Source organism: Krasilnikovia cinnamomea (genome assembly GCF_004217545.1).
Lineage (GTDB): Bacteria > Actinomycetota > Actinomycetes > Mycobacteriales > Micromonosporaceae > Actinoplanes > Actinoplanes cinnamomeus.
The window spans coordinates 698,534-715,017 of record NZ_SHKY01000001.1; the positions used below are offsets into that span (position 1 = coordinate 698,534).

Annotated in this window: 13 protein-coding genes and 2 rRNA genes; 3 read left to right on the forward strand and 12 right to left on the reverse strand. The window is 70.4% G+C overall.

Annotation, left to right across the window (positions count from 1 at the left end):
- Positions 1 to 50 precede the first annotated feature (50 nt).
- The 8 genes from EV385_RS03010 to EV385_RS34230 form a co-directional block, all read right to left on the reverse strand.
- On the reverse strand, positions 51 to 920 hold the full coding sequence (locus EV385_RS03010) for a hypothetical protein (protein WP_130508052.1): 870 nt from the start codon (positions 918 to 920) through the stop codon (positions 51 to 53).
- A gap of 72 nt (positions 921 to 992) precedes the next feature.
- Positions 993 to 1,922, reverse strand: a complete 930-nt coding sequence (locus EV385_RS03015) for a copper transporter (RefSeq protein WP_130508053.1) — start codon at positions 1,920 to 1,922, stop codon at positions 993 to 995.
- Positions 1,923 to 1,949: 27 nt separating this feature from the next.
- Positions 1,950 to 3,128: a putative cytokinetic ring protein SteA gene (gene steA / locus EV385_RS03020; RefSeq protein WP_130508054.1), complete on the reverse strand. Its 1,179-nt coding sequence runs from the start codon at positions 3,126 to 3,128 to the stop codon at positions 1,950 to 1,952.
- A gap of 143 nt (positions 3,129 to 3,271) precedes the next feature.
- The gene (gene recN / locus EV385_RS03025) at positions 3,272 to 5,029 is read right to left on the reverse strand and encodes a DNA repair protein RecN (protein ID WP_130508055.1); all 1,758 of its coding nucleotides are present in this window, start codon (positions 5,027 to 5,029) and stop codon (positions 3,272 to 3,274) included.
- A gap of 53 nt (positions 5,030 to 5,082) precedes the next feature.
- Positions 5,083 to 5,970: an NAD kinase gene (locus EV385_RS03030; protein ID WP_130508056.1), complete on the reverse strand. Its 888-nt coding sequence runs from the start codon at positions 5,968 to 5,970 to the stop codon at positions 5,083 to 5,085.
- 12 nt (positions 5,971 to 5,982) lie between these two features.
- Positions 5,983 to 6,831: a TlyA family RNA methyltransferase gene (locus tag EV385_RS03035; protein ID WP_130508057.1), complete on the reverse strand. Its 849-nt coding sequence runs from the start codon at positions 6,829 to 6,831 to the stop codon at positions 5,983 to 5,985.
- A gap of 44 nt (positions 6,832 to 6,875) precedes the next feature.
- Positions 6,876 to 7,172, reverse strand: coding sequence for a hypothetical protein (locus EV385_RS03040; RefSeq protein ID WP_242624672.1), 297 nt, complete (start codon positions 7,170 to 7,172; stop codon positions 6,876 to 6,878).
- Entirely contained in the window at positions 7,169 to 8,617 is a 1,449-nt protein-coding gene (locus tag EV385_RS34230; RefSeq protein WP_207229740.1) for a histone H1-like repetitive region-containing protein, read from the reverse strand. The genes EV385_RS03040 and EV385_RS34230 overlap by 4 nt, the downstream gene beginning before the upstream one ends.
- A gap of 113 nt (positions 8,618 to 8,730) precedes the next feature.
- Here EV385_RS34230 and EV385_RS03050 point away from each other — a divergent pair, with 113 nt between their 5' ends.
- The gene (locus tag EV385_RS03050; protein WP_130508058.1) at positions 8,731 to 9,066 is read left to right on the forward strand and encodes an alkyl sulfatase C-terminal domain-containing protein; all 336 of its coding nucleotides are present in this window, start codon (positions 8,731 to 8,733) and stop codon (positions 9,064 to 9,066) included.
- A gap of 4 nt (positions 9,067 to 9,070) precedes the next feature.
- Here the strand turns inward: EV385_RS03050 and EV385_RS03055 are convergent, their stop codons facing one another.
- Positions 9,071 to 10,084 carry an HAD-IIA family hydrolase gene (locus tag EV385_RS03055; protein WP_130508059.1) on the reverse strand — a complete coding sequence of 338 codons (1,014 nt, stop codon included), beginning with the start codon at positions 10,082 to 10,084 and terminating at the stop codon, positions 9,071 to 9,073.
- Positions 10,081 to 10,977 (reverse strand): tetratricopeptide repeat protein, encoded by an 897-nt coding sequence (locus EV385_RS03060; RefSeq protein ID WP_423203008.1) that lies wholly within the window; start codon positions 10,975 to 10,977, stop codon positions 10,081 to 10,083. Before EV385_RS03060 ends, EV385_RS03055 begins: the two co-directional genes overlap by 4 nt.
- On the opposite strand from EV385_RS03060, the gene EV385_RS34235 reads away from it, so the two are divergent.
- Positions 10,888 to 11,148, forward strand: a complete 261-nt coding sequence (locus EV385_RS34235) for a hypothetical protein (RefSeq protein ID WP_207230175.1) — start codon at positions 10,888 to 10,890, stop codon at positions 11,146 to 11,148. The two genes, EV385_RS03060 and EV385_RS34235, sit on opposite strands and share 90 nt — an antisense overlap.
- Before the next feature lie 522 nt (positions 11,149 to 11,670).
- On the forward strand, positions 11,671 to 12,876 hold the full coding sequence (locus EV385_RS33735) for a hypothetical protein (protein WP_165449328.1): 1,206 nt from the start codon (positions 11,671 to 11,673) through the stop codon (positions 12,874 to 12,876).
- 75 nt (positions 12,877 to 12,951) lie between these two features.
- Here EV385_RS33735 and rrf read toward each other — a convergent pair.
- Together rrf and EV385_RS03070 are read right to left on the reverse strand one after the other, a co-directional pair.
- Positions 12,952 to 13,068, reverse strand: a 5S ribosomal RNA gene (rrf, locus tag EV385_RS03065).
- A 136-nt stretch (positions 13,069 to 13,204) separates the two neighbouring features.
- Positions 13,205 to 16,313, reverse strand: a 23S ribosomal RNA gene (locus tag EV385_RS03070).
- Between the last annotated feature and the right edge of the window lie 171 nt (positions 16,314 to 16,484).

The window sequence follows — 16,484 nt, forward strand, 5'->3', positions numbered from 1 at the left end:
GCGCCCGCTGCGCTCGCGACCTCCCGCTGGCGTGCGCCGGCGGCACCTGCTCACGCCGTCGGGGGGCGGCGGCCGAGCTCGTCGAGCCGGCGCAGCCACGGGGTGTCCTGGATGACCTTGGTGAAGCTGACCTTCTCGCTGGCGGCGGTCAGCCCGGCGACGGCGGCCAGGGCCACGGCCCGGCCCACGGGCCCGGTACGCGCGGCGAGGGCCACCCCGAGCAGCGCGCCGAGCGCGTTGGCGCCCGCGTCGCCGAGCATGATCTCCTCGCCGAGGTCGGCGGGGAGCAGTGCCGCCCCGGCACCCAGAGTGCCGGCCGCGACCCCCCCGCCCGGTCCCACCGCCAGCGGGGCGCCGATCAGGGCGCCGGCCTTCAGCGCCCGGCCGGGGCGCAGATCCAGCAGGTTGATCAGGTTCGCGGTACCGGCGATGACGCCCGCGCCCAGCAGCACGTCGGCGCCGCGGCGCAGGGCCCCCGCCCCGGCCCGGCCGGGATGCGCCCGGACCCGCGGGTCCGCCGACAGCAGCGCGGCGGCGGCCAGCCCGGCCGCGCCCACCCCGATGATCTTCACGACGCCGCTGGTGACCCGGCCCTGCCGCAGCGCGGCGAGGTGACCCGCGAAGCCCTTGGCCGCCTTCTGCTCGGGCCGGGCGCCGACCACGTCGTCGTATCCGCCGACCGCGCCGCAGGTGGCCCCCGCCACCAGGGCGGCACCGGCGACGGCCGGGCCGGGCGCGCCGAGCGCGGCACCGAGGGTCGCACCGGCGGCCAGCGCCGGCCCCCCGGCGAGGCTCACGGTACGGCCGTGGAAGTTGGTGCGTTCGAGCTCGCCCGCGCGGGGATCCCGGCGGATCCAGGCCAGTGCGGCACGCGCGACGATCGCCCCGGTGCCGAAGGACCGGGCGAACCGTGTGGCCATGATGTCGATCTCCTGACTCCGCCGGTCCGGGGGAAGGACCGGCGACCGGGTAACGAGTCTAAGGAGCCGGGGCTACGCCGCCGTCTTCGGCACGAGGGAGGTCGCGCCGGCGGCGAGGCCGTACTGGCCGATCTTGCCGCCCGTCATCCGCTCGATCACGGTCAGTACGGCGGCCAGTTGGCCCTGCACGCTGCTGGCGTTGTCCACGGTCGAGATGCGGCGCACCAGCGTCGGGTCGCCCCGCACCTCGGAGACGAGGTTGCCGTCCCCGCTGCCGTTGCCCGCCACGACCAGCGGCTTTTCCTTGACGAACTGGTTGGCCAGCATCACCGCGGACTGGCTCTTCTTGGCGGCGTCCTTGTCGACCGGCGGGAGGCCGGAGATCACGACGGTGGCCTCGGCGCCGCCCACGGCGCCGTCCTCGACCGCGATGTAGCCCGGCCCCGAGTACGCGGCGAGCACAGCGGTCAGATCGCCGGGGGCGACCTCGGGGGTGCGCTGCTGCAGGGCGAGCGCCAGCAGGGCGCTGGAGGTCTCCACCCCGTCGCTGTTGAGCGGCAGCCGCGCCACCCCGATGGTCGGCTGCGAGGCGCGGTTGGCCAGGTCGAGCAGTTCGAGGCTGTTGGCCGGGTCGAAGAACTTGTCCTGGACGGTCACCTTGGCGGTGATCTTGGCGCCGGCGACGGTGAGCATGGTAACCACGCCGTCGACGTAGTCCTGGCTGCCCGGGAGGGCGACCACGAGCAGCCGGCGGCCGGTCAGCTTGCCGCCGATCAGGGCGGGCGCGACCTCGGTGGCGAAGTCCTGGCTGCGGTTGAGTTCCTCGCGGTACTGGTTCGCCTGGGACCGGTAGTTGCCGTTGTCCTTGCTCAGCGTCGTGACCTGGTCCTTGAGCTTGTCCGCGACCGGTCCGTTGAGCGCGGCGGTGCCCACGACCAGGCCGAGGGCCAGCGCGAGGAAGACCGCGGTGAGCGACACCACGTGGTACCGGAAGTTGATCACGCCTTGAGCCTCTTGGTCATTCGGGGGTCAGAAGAGGTTTCCCAGCTGGAACACCAGATTGTCCCACCACTCGGACACCACGGCGAGGTACGCCTTGCCGACCGTGGACACCGCCACGGCCGAGGCCATGGCCGCGACCGCGGACAGCACGAGCAGCACCAGCGCCGAGCCGGAGATGTTCTGCCGGTACAACCGGCTGACCCCCTTGGCATCGACCAGTTTGCCGCCCACCTTGAGCCGAGTGAGGAAAGTCGACGCCATGCCCCCGCGGCCCTTGTCCAGGAACTCGACCAGGTTGGCGTGGGTGCCGACCGCGACGATGAGCGAGGCGCCCTTCTCGTCGGCCAGCAGCATGGCCAGGTCCTCGCTGGTGGCGGCGGCCGGGAAGGTCAGCGCGGCGACGTCGAGCTGGCGGACCCGGTCCAGGCCGGGCGCCCGCCCGTCCGGGTACGCGTGCACGACCACCTCGGCGCCGCAGCGCAGCACGTCGTCGGTGACCGAGTCCATGTCCCCGATGATCAGGTCGGGGGTGTACCCGGTCTCCACGAGCGCGTCCGCTCCCCCGTCGACGCCGATCAGCACCGGCTTGAACTCGCGGATGTAGGGCCGCAGCACGTCCAGGTCGGCCTTGTAGTCGTAGCCGCGCACGACGATCAGCACATGCCGCCCGGCGATCTGGGTCTTCACGTCGGGCACGCCGACGCCGTCGAGCAGCAGGTCGCGCTCCTGCTTGAGGTAGTCCATGGTGTTCGCGGCGAACGCCTCGAGCTGCACGGACAGCCCTTCGCGGGCGTTCGCCATGGCGGCCGCGACCGTGGCGGCGTCCTGCCGGATGCCGGTCGCCACGACTTCGTCCTCGATCAGTACGGCGTCACCCTCGATGCTGACGGTGACGCCCTCGCGCAGCCGGTCGAACAGGGTCTCGCCGAGCCCGTCGATCAGCACGATGCCCGCCTGCACCAGCACTTCGGGGCCCAGGTTCGGGTAGCGCCCGGAGATGGACGGCTTCGCGTTCAGCACCGCGGAGACACCGACCGCCACCAGGGAGTCGGCGGCCACCCGGTCGATGTCGACGTGGTCGATGACCGCGATGTCGCCGGGGCGCAGGCGACCGACCAGACGCTTGGTCCGGCGGTCGAGGCGGGCGGTGCCGGTCAGCGTACCCGGCTCGACGCTCCGGGTCCGGCGCAAGGTGGGAAGTCGCATCGTGGCCATCCTGACATGCCCGATCACGCACGCCGAATGCGACATGCGAGAGATCACGCCCGAAAAGGACAATTAGGTATCGGCTGCGCCGGGCCGCCGCGGCGCACCGGCCGAGCCGCACCGCGGCTCGGCGACGCCGCAGGTCAGCCCCGCTTTTCCTGACCCGCCACCGCCAGCAGCTCCTCCGCGTGGGCGATGCCGAGGTCGGAATCCGGCAAACCGGCCAGCATCCGGGCCAGCTCCCGCGCCCGCTCCCCCTCCTCGACGACCCGCACCCCGCTGGTCGTGATCGCGCCGCCGGTGTCCTTGGCGACCACCAGGTGACGGTCGGCGAACGCCGCCACCTGCGGCAGATGCGTCACCACCAGCACCTGATGGGTCCGCGCCAGCCGGGCCAGCCGCCGCCCGATCTCCACCGCGGCCTGACCGCCCACGCCCGCGTCGACCTCGTCGAAGACCAGCGTCGGTGGGCCACCCGCACCGGCGAACACCACCTCGATGGCCAGCATCACCCGCGACAGCTCACCCCCCGAGGCGCCCTTCTGCAGCGGCAGGCTCGGCGCCCCCGGATGGGCCAGCAGCCGCAGCTCCACCTCGTCCGCCCCGTCCGGGCCTGCGGCCAGCTCCCGGCCGTCGACCCGCACCAGCGGCTCGTCGCGGCCGGCCGAGCGGGCCAGCACCACCACCTCCACCCGCGCGTGCGGCATCGCCAGCCCGGCCAGTTCGACACTGACCTGCTCAGCGAACCGGCCCGCGGCCTGCTGCCGGGCCGCGGTGAGCCGCCCCGACAGCTCACCCACGGTCGCCTCCAGCCGCAGCCGCTCGCGGTCCAGCTCCTCCAGCAACTCGTCGGAGGTGTCCAGCGCGGCCAGCCGGGCACGAGCGTTCTCGGCCCAGGCGATGACGCCGTCGACGTCGTCCGCGTACTTGCGGGTGAGGGCCCGCAGCGCGGCCCGCCGCTCGTGGACCGCCGCCAGCCGGTCCGGGTCGGCGTCCAGCGCCTCCAGATAGCCCGACAACTCCGACGACACGTCACCCACGAGGGTGGCCGCCTCCTCCAGGCGGACGGCGAGGTCACCCAGGACCGGATCCACCGCCGACTGGGCGGCCAGGGTACGGCGTGCGGTGCCCAGCAGCTGGGTCGCGTCCGGGGTGTCGTCGACCGTCTCCACCCCGCCCGCCAACGCCTGCGCGGCCAGCGCCGCCGCCGTACGCAAACCCTCGGCGTGCTCCAGCCGCTGCGCCTCGGCACGCAGATCCTCGTCCTCGCCGGGCTGGGGGTCGACCCGGCTGATCTCATCCAGCCCCAGGGTCAGCAGATCGGCCTCCTGGCTGCGCTGGCGGGCGTTGCGCCGCCGGTCGGCCAGGTCGTCGACCGCCGCCCGCCAGCGGGTGAACGCCTCCCGGTACGTCTCCAGCAGCTTCTCGTGCTCCGGACCAGCGAACCGGTCCAGCGCGGCCCGCTGCTCGGCCGGGCGCAGCAGGCGCAACTGGTCGGACTGCCCGTGCACCGCCACCACCTGCTCGCCGACCTCGGCCAGCATCGCCACCGGCATGCTCCGGCCGCCGACGTGGGCGCGGGACCGGCCCTCGCTGGTCACCGTCCGGCTGAGCAGTACCGTGCCGTCGTCGTCCGGCTCGGCACCGGCGTCGGTGACCCGGGCCTGGACGCTGGCGGCCAGCGGGCCGGTCAGGCGCAGGCGACCCTCGACGACCGCGCGGCCCGGGTCGGCCCGGACCCGCCCCGCGTCGGCCCGGCCGCCGAACAGCAGGCCCAGCCCGGTGACCACCATGGTTTTGCCCGCGCCGGTCTCACCGGTGATGACGTTCATTCCCGCCGTCAGGCGCAGCGTCGTGTCCTCGATGACGCCGAGCCCGGTGATGCGCAACTCCTCCAGCACAGGGCAGACAGTATCGGTGGCGACCGACAATTGCCCACCGGCGTCCGCGTGGATCAGCGTCGATTCCCCCGCCAGCCGTCCACCGGCAGGGCGAACTTGGCCACCAGCGTGTCCGTGAACGGCCGCGGCGCCAGCCGCACCAGGCGTACCGGAAGATCCCCGCGCTGCACCGTCACCGTCGCCCCCGGCGGCAGATCCCAGGTACGCCGACCGTCGCAGCACATCACCGCGAACGACGTGTACGGATCCACCGTGAGCATGAGAGTGGAGGTGGGCGCGGTCACCAACGGCTTACTGAACAGGGCATGCGCGCTGATCGGCACCAGCAGCAGCGCCTCCACCTCGGGCCACACCACCGGCCCACCGGCCGAGAACGCGTACGCGGTCGACCCGGTCGGAGTGGCACACACCACGCCGTCGCAGCCGTAGCGCGACAGCGGCCGCCCGTCGACGTCCACGAGCAGTTCGAGCATCTGCGCCCGCTGCCCCTTCTCGACGCTGACCTCGTTGAGCGCCCAGGAGTCGGCGATCAGCCGCCCGTCGTACTCGGCCCGCACGTCGAGGGTGAGCCGTTCGTCCACCGTGTACGACCCGGAGATGATGTCCCGCACGGTCTGGTCAAGGTCGCTGATCTCGGCCTCGGCGAGGAAACCCACCTTGCCGAGGTTGATGCCCAGCAGCGGCGCCTTGACGGGACGGGCCAGCTCGGCCGCGCGCAGGAAGGTGCCGTCCCCGCCCAGCGCGAAAACGATCTCCACGCCCTCGGCCGCGGCCGGGTCGTCGACCGGCGTGACCCCGGCGGGCAGGTCCAGGTCGGCGACCTCCGCCGCGATGACCCGCACCTCGAAACCCGCCTGGATCAGGTCGCGGGCGACCGCCCGGGCGTGCTGGGTGCTCTGCCGGCGACCCGTGTGGGTGACCAGCAAGGCGGAGCGAGTCATGCCATCTCCTCTTCAGCCGGACGGTTCGGGCGCCGGCCCGCCGGAGGCTACCCCGCCGGAGGGCCCCGCCGCGACCACGGCCCGTACGCGCTCTTCGTCGGCCGGTGGCGCATCGCGGCGGAACCACAGGAAGAACTCGACGTTTCCGCTGGGCCCCGGCAGCGGGCTCGCGGTCACCCCGGCCACCCCGAGGCCGAGACCGGCGGCCGCCGCCGCCACCTCCAGCACCGCCTCCGCCCGCAGCGCGGGATCCCGGACGACGCCGCCCGCACCCACCCGCTCCTTACCCACCTCGAACTGAGGTTTGACCATCAGCGCCAGGTCACCGTCGGCGCCGGTACAGGCCGCCAGCGCGGGCAGGACCAACCGCAGCGAGATGAACGACAGGTCCGCCACGGTCAGCTCCACCGGCCCCCCGATCGCCTCCGGGGCCAGGGTGCGCACGTTGGTGCGTTCCAGGACGGTGACCCGGTCGTCGGTGCGCAGCGGCCAGGCGAGCTGGCCGTAGCCGACGTCGACCGCCACGACATGCGCGGCGCCCGAGCGCAACAGGACGTCGGTGAAACCACCGGTGGAGGCACCCGCGTCCAGGCACCGCCGGCCCGCGACGGCCAGCCCGTCCGGGGCGAAGGCGGCCAGCGCGCCCGCGAGCTTGTGCCCGCCCCGGGACACGTACTCGCTGCCGGGGTCGTCGCCGGTGACCAGGACCGGATCCGCCGGGTCGATCATGGCGGCGACCTTGTGGGCCACGGTGCCGCGCACCTGGACCCGGCCGGCCGCGACGAGCGCGGCGGCCTGCTCCCGGGAGCGGGCCAGCTTGCGGCGGACAAGCTCAGCGTCGAGACGGGCGCGGCGGGCCATTCAGATTCCTCGGGTACGGGGTGCTCAGGACGACGTCACGGGGCTCAGCGGTCGATGCTCGCGAGCGTCTCCTGCAGCACCTGGTGCGCGGCCTCGTACGCGGCGATCTGCTCCGCCGGGGGTAGCTGGGCGGCGTTGTCCAGCGAACGCAGCACCGCGTCCACTGCGGGGTGTCCCGTGGTGTCCCCGCCGGTGGTGGTTCCGGCGGCCTCCGGTCCGGCCGGGACCCCGGCCGGACCGGGCAGGAGCGGTGGGACGTGGCCCGGCGGCGGACCGGGGCGGGCCGCGCCGAGCGGCGGGCCGGGCCGGGGGCCGGGGGCCGGGGCAGGCGAGATCGTCACCAGGGCGTCTCCGTTTCGGTCGACCGCTCGGTCACCGGTGGGGTCGCGGGCGCCGGTGCCTGTCCGCCGGTCGTCTGCCCGGTGGCCCGGTCAGCGCCGGGACCGGCGGCCGCGCCCTCCGACAGCCCGGCCGGGTTCGACGCCACGGCCGGAGCGTCGATCGACGTTGGCGTCTCGGGCGCGGTCACGGCCTGCTTCGTCAGCGCGCCCGGTGCGTTGCTCGGGCCCGCTGGCGCTGGCGCGGTAGGCGCCTTCCCAAGGCCCGCTGGTGCCGACGCGGTGGGTGCCTTCCCAAGGCCCGCTGGTGCCGACGCGGTGGGTGCCTCGCCAGGGCCCGCTGGCGCTGGCGCGTTCCGCGCTCCCGGGACCTTGGCGGGTGCGCTCTTCGCGGCGGATCCGGCCGGCGCCGCCTTCTTGGCGGCCTTGCGGGCCGACGGCGCGGGCGTGGGCGTAGCGGCGGACGATGGCAGGGCGTTCGGCGCCGTCTTCTTCGCCACCGCCGTCTTGGCGACGGCCTTCTTCGCGACAGTGCTCGCGCTCCCGCTCTGCGCGGTCCCGGCCCGAGCGGCTCCGGTTTCCCCGGTCTTCTCGGCCGCCACCTTCGTGGCCACGGCCTTCTTCGCGACAGCCTTCTTCGCGACAGCCGTCTTGGGTACGGCTGTCTTGGCGGCGGCCTTCTTCGCGACAGCCGTCTTAGCCACGGCCTTCGTCGCCGCGGTGTTCGCCACCTCGGCGCCAGTCGTCGCCGCGGCCTTGCTGGCCGCTGCCTTGCTGGCCGCTGCCTTGCTCGCCGCTGCCTTGCTCGCCGCTGCCTCCTTGACTCCCGCGCCCGCTGTTCCAGCGTCACCCGCCACAGCCTCGGGCGTCACGGCCGCTTTCGCGATGGCCTTCTTCGCCACAGTCTTCTTCGCGACAGCCGTCTTGGCGACGGCCTTCTGTGCCACCGCGTTCTCCGCGACAGCCTTCTTTGCCACGGTCTTCTTTGCCACGGTCTTCTTTGCCACGGTCTTCTTTGCCACGGTCTTCTTTGCCACGGTCTTCTTCGCGGGCTGTGCCGCGGCAGTTGCCTGGGCGCCGCCCCCACCGGTCTCGCCGTCGCCCGCGGCCGGCGTGCCACCACCGGCCTCGGCGGCTGCGGCGCGGGCTCGCGCATCGCGGAGCTGACGCTCCAGGTCCCGGACCCGCGTGGTCAGATCGGCGACCTCTTCCGCGGTGGCCAGGCCGACGAGCCCGAGGGCGCGGTCAACCTCGTAGCGCACGATCGTGGTGAGCGCCTCCCGGTTGGCGAGTCCGGCGCCGACCACATCCGCTACGAGACCCTGCAGCTGTACCGCCGTCTCACCGCCGCGGTTGATCAGCTCACCGGCCGCCTTCTGGACCTTGCGGCGCGGCTCCTCGGTCAAGCCGAGCGCCATTTCCAGATACGCCCGCCATGCGTCCTGCATGCCCGCTCTCCTCGTTCGCGGCCGCCTCCATCGGGTGTCACGCTACCGGGCGGCTCAAGGCGTCCTGTGCGGTACCGTGCGGTACGCGGAGGTGTCGCGCGAAGGGAGCCCGTATGGCCAGCGTGGACGAGTGCCGGCAAGCGCTGCTGGACCTCGCCGCCCGCCTCGACGCCAACGCCGAGACCCGGGGCAGACTCGACCTCGACCGCACCCTGGCGTGCCGGATCCCCGACCTGGACGCGGCCTTCCACGGCCGGCTCGCCGACGGACGCCTCGTCGACATCACCGACGGGGACGACCCTCGGGCGAAGATCGCACTCGTGGCGAACAGCGACGATCTGATCGCCGTCGTGGCCGGCCGCCTCGATGTCACCCGGGCGGTGGCAACGCGTCAGGTGACCATCAAGGCGAACCCGTTCGACCTGTTGAAGCTGCGCAAGCTGCTGTAGCGCGTCAGCCCGGCAGTCCCCAGCTCGTCAGCAGCTCGCGGGCCGCGTCCGAACCCGCCCGCACGTCGCCGGGCGCCACGCCGTCCCAGACCCGGCCGCAGAGCAGCCGCAACGCGTCGACCGGTGTGCCGTCGCCCGTCAACCTCACCGCCCCGCCGTCATCCGCCAGGCGCCACCCACCGGCCGAGTCGGCGTCCGGCGGTAGCAGTTGCGCGGCGTCGGCGGGCGCGAACAGTCCCGACAGGTCCGCCGCTACGTATCCCGGCCGCCGGGCCGGCGGCGCGGTCAGTAGATCCACCGGACCGGTCACCCCGGTCAGCACGAGCAGGCAGTCCATGCCCGCACCGACCGCGCCCTCGATGTCCGTGTCGAGCCGGTCACCGACCACCAGGGGACGCGTCGCCCCGGACCGCGACGCGGCCGCCCGGAACAGGGCCGGCGACGGCTTGCCCACGACCACGTCCGGGTCCCGGTCCAGCGCGGTACGCAGCACGGAGACCAGCGAGCCGTTTCCGGGCAGCGGACCGCGCGGGCTGGGCAGCGTACGGTCAGTGTTCGTGGCGATCCAGGTCGCACCCTTCCGCACCGCCAGGGCGGCCTCGGCGAGGACCCGCCAGCCGACGTCGGGGCCGTAGCCCTGTACCACCGCGACCGGCGCGTCCTCCAGCCGCTCCACCGGCGTCAGGCCCTGCTCGCGCACCTCGGCGCGCAGTGCCTCCGCGCCGACCACGAGTACGGGTGCGCCCGCGGGCAGGTCGTCCGCCAGCATCACCGCCGCGGCCCCGGCCGAGGTGAGCACCTCGTCGGCAGATGCGGGCACGCCCATGCCGGTCAGCAGCGCGGCGACGTCGGCGGCCCGGCGGGACGCGTTGTTCGTCGCGTACGCGATCGCCGTGCCCTCGGCATGCAGCGTGCCGACCGCCTCGGCGGCGCCCGGGATCGGCTTGTCGATGAGATAGACGACCCCGTCGAGGTCGAATACTACGAGGTCGTACCCGTCGACCAGCCGATCACTCACGCCTTTGCCCGCCCGTCGTCGCCGTCTTCGTCGGTGGTTACCACGAACTCGTCCCCGAGCGCCTTCTGCTCGTCGCGCGGGCCGTCGTCCGCCCCGCCACGGCGACCCGCCGACTCGTCCGCCGCTTCAGCATCGTCGTCGAAGTCCTCTGGGTCCAGACCGGACTCGTCGTCGTCCAGGAAGCCTTCCGGCCCCGCCTCCTCGTCCTCGTCGTCCTCGTCGAGGTCCGCCGCGGCGTCTTCGGCGTACGGCTGCTCACCGTCGTCGCCGTCCTGGTCGTCCTCCCCGTCGTCGGCGAAGTCGACGCCGTCGAGTTCCAGCAACCGTTCCGCCGCGTCGGTCAAGCCGTCCTCGTCGGCGGTCGCCGCCCGCGCGAACCACTCCCGCGCCTCGTCGCGGCGCCCTGCCGACAGCAGCGCATCCGCGTACGCATACCGCAGCCGCGGCGCCCATTCCGCCTCACCATCACCGGTGAGCTCGCGAACCTGGAGCATCGCCACCGCGGCGTCGTGCTGGCCAAGGTCGCCGCGCGCCCCGGCCGCCACGATGAGCAACTCGATCGCCCCGGCCTTGTCGAGGGCCTCACGGTCCGCACCGCGGTACAGATCGATCGCCCGTTCCGGGCGGCCCAGCGCGCGCTCGCAGTCGGCCAGTTCGGCCAGGTGGGTCTGCCGGCCCGACATGCGATGGTACGTACGCAGCTCCGAGATCGCGGTCGCCCAATCCCCCGCCGCGTACGCCGCGAGTCCGACGGCCTCCCGCACCGCGGCGATCCGCGACGCGAGCCGCCGAGCCGCGATCGCATGCTGCAGGGCCAGATCCGAGTCCTCGTCGATGATCTGTCCGGCCGCGACGAGATGCCGGGCGACCCGGTCGGCGACGTCGCGAGACAAGCTCAGCAGTTCCGCGCGTACGTCCTTGTCGAGGTCGGACGCCGCGATGTCCTCGGGCAGGTCCGGCGCCTGGAACGCGGGCTGTTGGTCGTCGCGGGCACGCGAATCCTGGAACCGGTCGTCGCGGATCCCGTCGCGCTCGTGTCGAGCCTGGCGCTCACCGCCGGCTGACGACGGCCCCCGGTCGCTGCGGAATCCGCCGTCGCGCGGACCACGATCCCGATCGCCCCGGAAACCACCATCCCGGAACCCGCCGTCGCCCGATCCACGGTCGCCCCGGAACCCGCCGTCACGAGGGCCGCGGTCCCGGTCACCCCGGAACCCGCCATCGCGCGGACCACGATCCCGATCGCCCCGGAAACCGCCATCGCGGGGACCACGGTCGCCCTGGAAGCCGCCGTCACGAGGGCCACGATCCCCCCGGAAGCCGCCATCGCGCGGACCACGGTCGCGGTCGCCCTGGAAGCCGCCGTCACGAGGGCCACGATCCCCCCGGAAGCCGCCGTCGCGCGAGCCGCGGTCCGGGCCCCGGTCGCGGAAGCCTCCGTCGCGGCCGCCCGCGTACCCGCCGCGCTCGCGATCGGCTCGGAAGCCACCTGCTCCCCGGTTACCTGGGCGGTCCCCGCCGCGGAATCCACCACGATCGTCGCGCGAGAAGCCGCCACGATCGCCGGTACGGTCACGACCATCCTGGTGCTCGCGCTCCCCGCGGAACCCGCCGCGCGACTCGCTGCCGGGCCGCCGGTCGCGTTCGTCCCGGAATCCCGGACGGTCACCCCGATCCTGGTAGCCGCCGCGACCGCCCTGGAAGCCGCCGCCACCCTGGTAGCCGCCGCCACCCTGGTAGCCGGTGCGGCCGCCCTGGAAGCCGCCGCCGCGACCGCCGCGGTCCGCCCCGCCACGGGGGTGCTGACCGCCCTCCCGGTCTCCGCCGCGGAACTCGCGATCGCCCTGGTGTCCACGCTGCCCAGTCGGGTGGCCACGGTCGCGGTCCCCACGGAAGCCGCCGCGTCCTCCGTCCTGGAAGCCGCCCCGGTCGCGCTGGGCTCCGCCCCGGTCACCCCGGAAGCCGCCGCGGTCACTCTGGAATCCGCCACGGTCGCCTCGGAACCCGCCACGGTCCCCCTGGAATCCACCCCGGTCGCCCTGGAATCCACCACGGTCGCCGCTCCGGTCACGGTCGCCGCGAAAATCTTGCCGGCTCCCGGGATGACCCCGGTCGCCACCACGGGGACGGTCATCGCGGTATCCACCGCGCGCCCCGCCGTCCCGGTAGCCGCCCTGAGAGCCCCCGTCCCGGTAGCCGCCCTGAGAGCCCCTGTCCCGGTAGCCGCCGCCCTGAGAGCCGCCTTGCCGGAAGCCGCTACGATCCTGACCGCCACGGCCGCCCTGGAAGCCACCGCCGTCGCGCCCGCCCCGGGTGTGGCCACGATCGCGGTCGCCGTAGCCGCGGTCGGCGCCGAAGCTCCGATCCCGGTCACCGCCGAAGCCACGGTCGGGTCCGCGATCGCGGGAAAAGCCGCCGCGGTCGCCGCGACCCTGGTATCCACCGCCCTGCGAGCCGCGGCCGCCACGGTCGCGGTCGTCACGGAAGCCGCCCCGCCCCCGGTCGTCGCGGAAACCGCCCCGGTCGCCGCCACCGGCGCCGCGGTCCCGACCGCCGCGGAACCCGCCGTCGCCGCCCCGACCACCGGCGCCGCCGTGGTGCCCGCCGTCACGCCCGCGACCGGGCCGGCCCTCGTCGTCGCGGTTGTGGCCGCCGCCGTCCTGCGGTCCTGTCGTCACGGGTCGTTCCTTCCGATACGGCGATTCCCGCGGGGTGGCGGGTCGGCTCAATGCTCACAAAGGCTACTCGTCGAGCGGCCTGGAATGGGGTGGAGGGCGCCGCCCTGTGGATGAGGCCGGGACACACAGTCCTGGCCAGCATGCAGTGAGGGCCGCCCCCGGGGTGGGGGCGGCCCTCATCATGTTTGAGTCCGGCGGCGTCCTACTCTCCCACACCCTCCCGGGTGCAGTACCATCGGCGCTGGAGGGCTTAGCTTCCGGGTTCGGAATGAGACCGGGCGTTTCCCCTCCGCTATGACCACCGGCACAACTACCAGCCACCAAGCCCCCATCATCTTCCACCCACCAGACTGTGTGGCCTCGATGGTGGGTGGGGTGTGTGGGGGGTGGTTGTTTGCTGAGATATCACACAGTGGACGCGTTGAGCACCAAATTTATGGGTGTGGTTAAGCCCTCGGCCTATTAGTACCGGTCAACTGAACCAGTTACCTGGCTTACATTTCCGGCCTATCAACCCAGTCGTCTAGCTGGGGGCCTTACCCACTCAAGGTGGTGGGATACCTCATCTCGAAGCAGGCTTCCCGCTTAGATGCTTTCAGCGGTTATCCCTTCCGAACGTAGCTAACCAGCCGTGCCCCTGGCGGGACAACTGGCACACCAGAGGTTCGTCCGTCCCGGTCCTCTCGTACTAGGGACAGCCCTTCTCAAGTATCCAACGCGCACGGCGGATAGGGACCGAACTGTCTCACGACGTTCTAAACCCAGCTCGCGTACCGCTTTAATGGGCGAACAGCCCAACCCTTGGGACCTGCTACAGCCCCAGGATGCGACGAGCCGACATCGAGGTGCCAAACCATCCCGTCGATATGGACTCTTGGGGAAGATCAGCCTGTTATCCCCGGGGTACCTTTTATCCGTTGAGCGACACCGCTTCCACACGCAAGTGCCGGATCACTAGTCCCGACTTTCGTCCCTGCTCGACCTGTCAGTCTCACAGTCAAGCTCCCTTGTGCACTTACACTCAACACCTGATTGCCAACCAGGCTGAGGGAACCTTTGGGCGCCTCCGTTACCTTTTAGGAGGCAACCGCCCCAGTTAAACTACCCACCAGACACTGTCCCTCGACCCGATCAGGGCCGCAAGTTAGATACCCAAATCCAACAGAGTGGTATTTCAAGATTGCCTCCACCCGAACTGGCGTCCGAGCTTCACCGGCTCCCACCTATCCTACACAATTGCATTCAGATACCAATGTCAAGCTATAGTAAAGGTCCCGGGGTCTTTCCGTCCTGCCGCGCGTAACGAGCATCTTTACTCGTACTGCAATTTCGCCGGGCCTGTGGTTGAGACAGTGGGGAAGTCGTTACGCCATTCGTGCAGGTCGGAACTTACCCGACAAGGAATTTCGCTACCTTAGGATGGTTATAGTTACCACCGCCGTTTACTGGCGCTTAAGTTCTCCGCTTCGCCCCGAAGAGCTAACAGGTCCCCTTAACGTTCCAGCACCGGGCAGGCGTCAGTCCATATACATCGTCTTACGACTTGGCATGGACCTGTGTTTTTAGTAAACAGTCGCTTCCCCCTGCTCTCTGCGGCCATACCACGCTCCACCCGCAAGGGGCTTCACGCGTCCGGCCCCCCTTCTCCCTAAGTTACGGGGGCAATTTGCCGAGTTCCTTAACCACAGTTCGCCCGTCGCCTCGGTATTCTCTACCTGACCACCTGTGTCGGTTTGGGGTACGGGCCGCTCGGAACATCGCTAGAGGCTTTTCTCGGCAGCATAGGATCACTGACTTCACCTGAATCGGCTCGGCATCACGTCTCAGCCTCCATGTGCCACGGATTTGCCTATGGCACGGCCTACACGCTTACCCCGGCACAACCACCGGCCGGGATCAGCTACCTTCCTGCGTCACCCCATCGCTCAACTACTACCCACCAGGATCCCAACCTCGCCCACGTCACCCCGAAGGGATCAACAAACTCGGATGGTTAGCACAGTGAGGTTCATCGCTGGCGCTCCTACGCGGGTACGGGAATATCAACCCGTTATCCATCGACTACGCCTCTCGGCCTCGCCTTAGGCCCCGACTCACCCAGGGCGGATTAGCCTGGCCCTGGAACCCTTGGTCATCCGGCGGAAGGGTTTCTCACCCTTCATTCGCTACTCATGCCTGCATTCTCACTCGTATGGCGTCCACACCTGGGTCACCCCGGCGCTTCACCCGCCATACGACGCTCCCCTACCCACCCACACACCTGCACGAAAAGACCAAAGTCTCTTCGCGAAGTACTTGTGTGAGTGCCACAGCTTCGGCGGTGTGCTTGAGCCCCGCTACATTGTCGGCGCGGAACCACTTGACCAGTGAGCTATTACGCACTCTTTAAAGGGTGGCTGCTTCTAAGCCAACCTCCTGGTTGTCTATGCGATCCCACATCCTTTTCCACTTAGCACACGCTTAGGGGCCTTAGCTGGTGATCTGGGCTGTTTCCCTCTCGACTACGAAGCTTATCCCCCGCAGTCTCACTGCCGCGCTCTCACTTACCGGCATTCGGAGTTTGGCTGATTTCGGTAAGCTTGTAGGCCCCCTAGACCATCCAGTGCTCTACCTCCGGCAAGAAACACACGACGCTGCACCTAAATGCATTTCGGGGAGAACCAGCTATCACGGAGTTTGATTGGCCTTTCACCCCTAACCACAGGTCATCCCCCAACTTTTCAACGTTGGTGGGTTCGGTCCTCCACGCAGTCTTACCCACGCTTCAACCTGCCCATGGCTAGATCACCCCGCTTCGGGTCTAGAACACGCGACTCAACGCCCTCTTCAGACTCGCTTTCGCTACGGCTACCCCACCCGGGTTAACCTCGCCACGTGCCACTAACTCGCAGGCTCATTCTTCAAAAGGCACGCCATCACCCCAAAAGGCTCTGACGGATTGTAGGCGAACGGTTTCAGGTACTATTTCACTCCCCTCCCGGGGTACTTTTCACCATTCCCTCACGGTACTCGTCCGCTATCGGTCACCAGGAAGTATTCAGCCTTACCAGGTGGTCCTGGCAGATTCACGGCAGATTACAGGAGTCCGCCGCTACTCGGGAAATCCACACAGAGGTCACACGCTTTCGCCTACCGGGCTCTCACCGTCTACGGCTGGCTTTCCCACACCATTCAACTAACGTGCAACTTTGTAACTCTCCACCGCGCTGTCAGACACGGTACGTGGCTCCCACAACCCCGGATATGCAACCCCTGACAAGTATCACACACACCCGGTTTAGGCTCCATCCGCTTTCGCTCGCCACTACTCACGGAATCACTATTGTTTTCTCTTCCTACGGGTACTGAGATGTTTCACTTCCCCGCGTTCCCCCCACCACCCTATGAATTCAGATGATGGTGACACGACATGACTCGTGCCAGGTTTCCCCATTCGGACACCCTGGGATCACAGCTAGGTTGACAGCTCCCCCAGGCCTATCGCGGCCTCCCACGTCCTTCATCGGCTCCTGGTGCCAAGGCATCCACCGTTCGCCCTTGACAACTTAACCACAGAAAACAAGATGCTCGCGTCCACTGTGCAATTCTCAACCAACAACCAACCCACAACCCGAACCGCCCCCCACCAAACCCCCAACACCCACCCCGAAAGGCCCACGCCACACAGACGCACAGTGTTGAAACGGTATGAGGGACCAGGTCATGCCTGGCGCTGAACAACA

Coding starts and splice junctions, on each gene's coding strand:
- EV385_RS03010 (WP_130508052.1), bottom strand. CDS start 920: ATGGCCACACGGTTCGCCCGGTCCTTCGGCACCGGGGCGATCGTCGCG.
- steA (WP_130508054.1), bottom strand. CDS start 3,128: ATGCGACTTCCCACCTTGCGCCGGACCCGGAGCGTCGAGCCGGGTACG.
- EV385_RS03030 (WP_130508056.1), bottom strand. CDS start 5,970: ATGACTCGCTCCGCCTTGCTGGTCACCCACACGGGTCGCCGGCAGAGC.
- EV385_RS03035 (WP_130508057.1), bottom strand. CDS start 6,831: ATGGCCCGCCGCGCCCGTCTCGACGCTGAGCTTGTCCGCCGCAAGCTG.
- EV385_RS34230 (WP_207229740.1), bottom strand. CDS start 8,617: ATGCAGGACGCATGGCGGGCGTATCTGGAAATGGCGCTCGGCTTGACC.
- EV385_RS03050 (WP_130508058.1), top strand. CDS start 8,731: ATGGCCAGCGTGGACGAGTGCCGGCAAGCGCTGCTGGACCTCGCCGCC.
- EV385_RS34235 (WP_207230175.1), top strand. CDS start 10,888: ATGCTGCAGGGCCAGATCCGAGTCCTCGTCGATGATCTGTCCGGCCGC.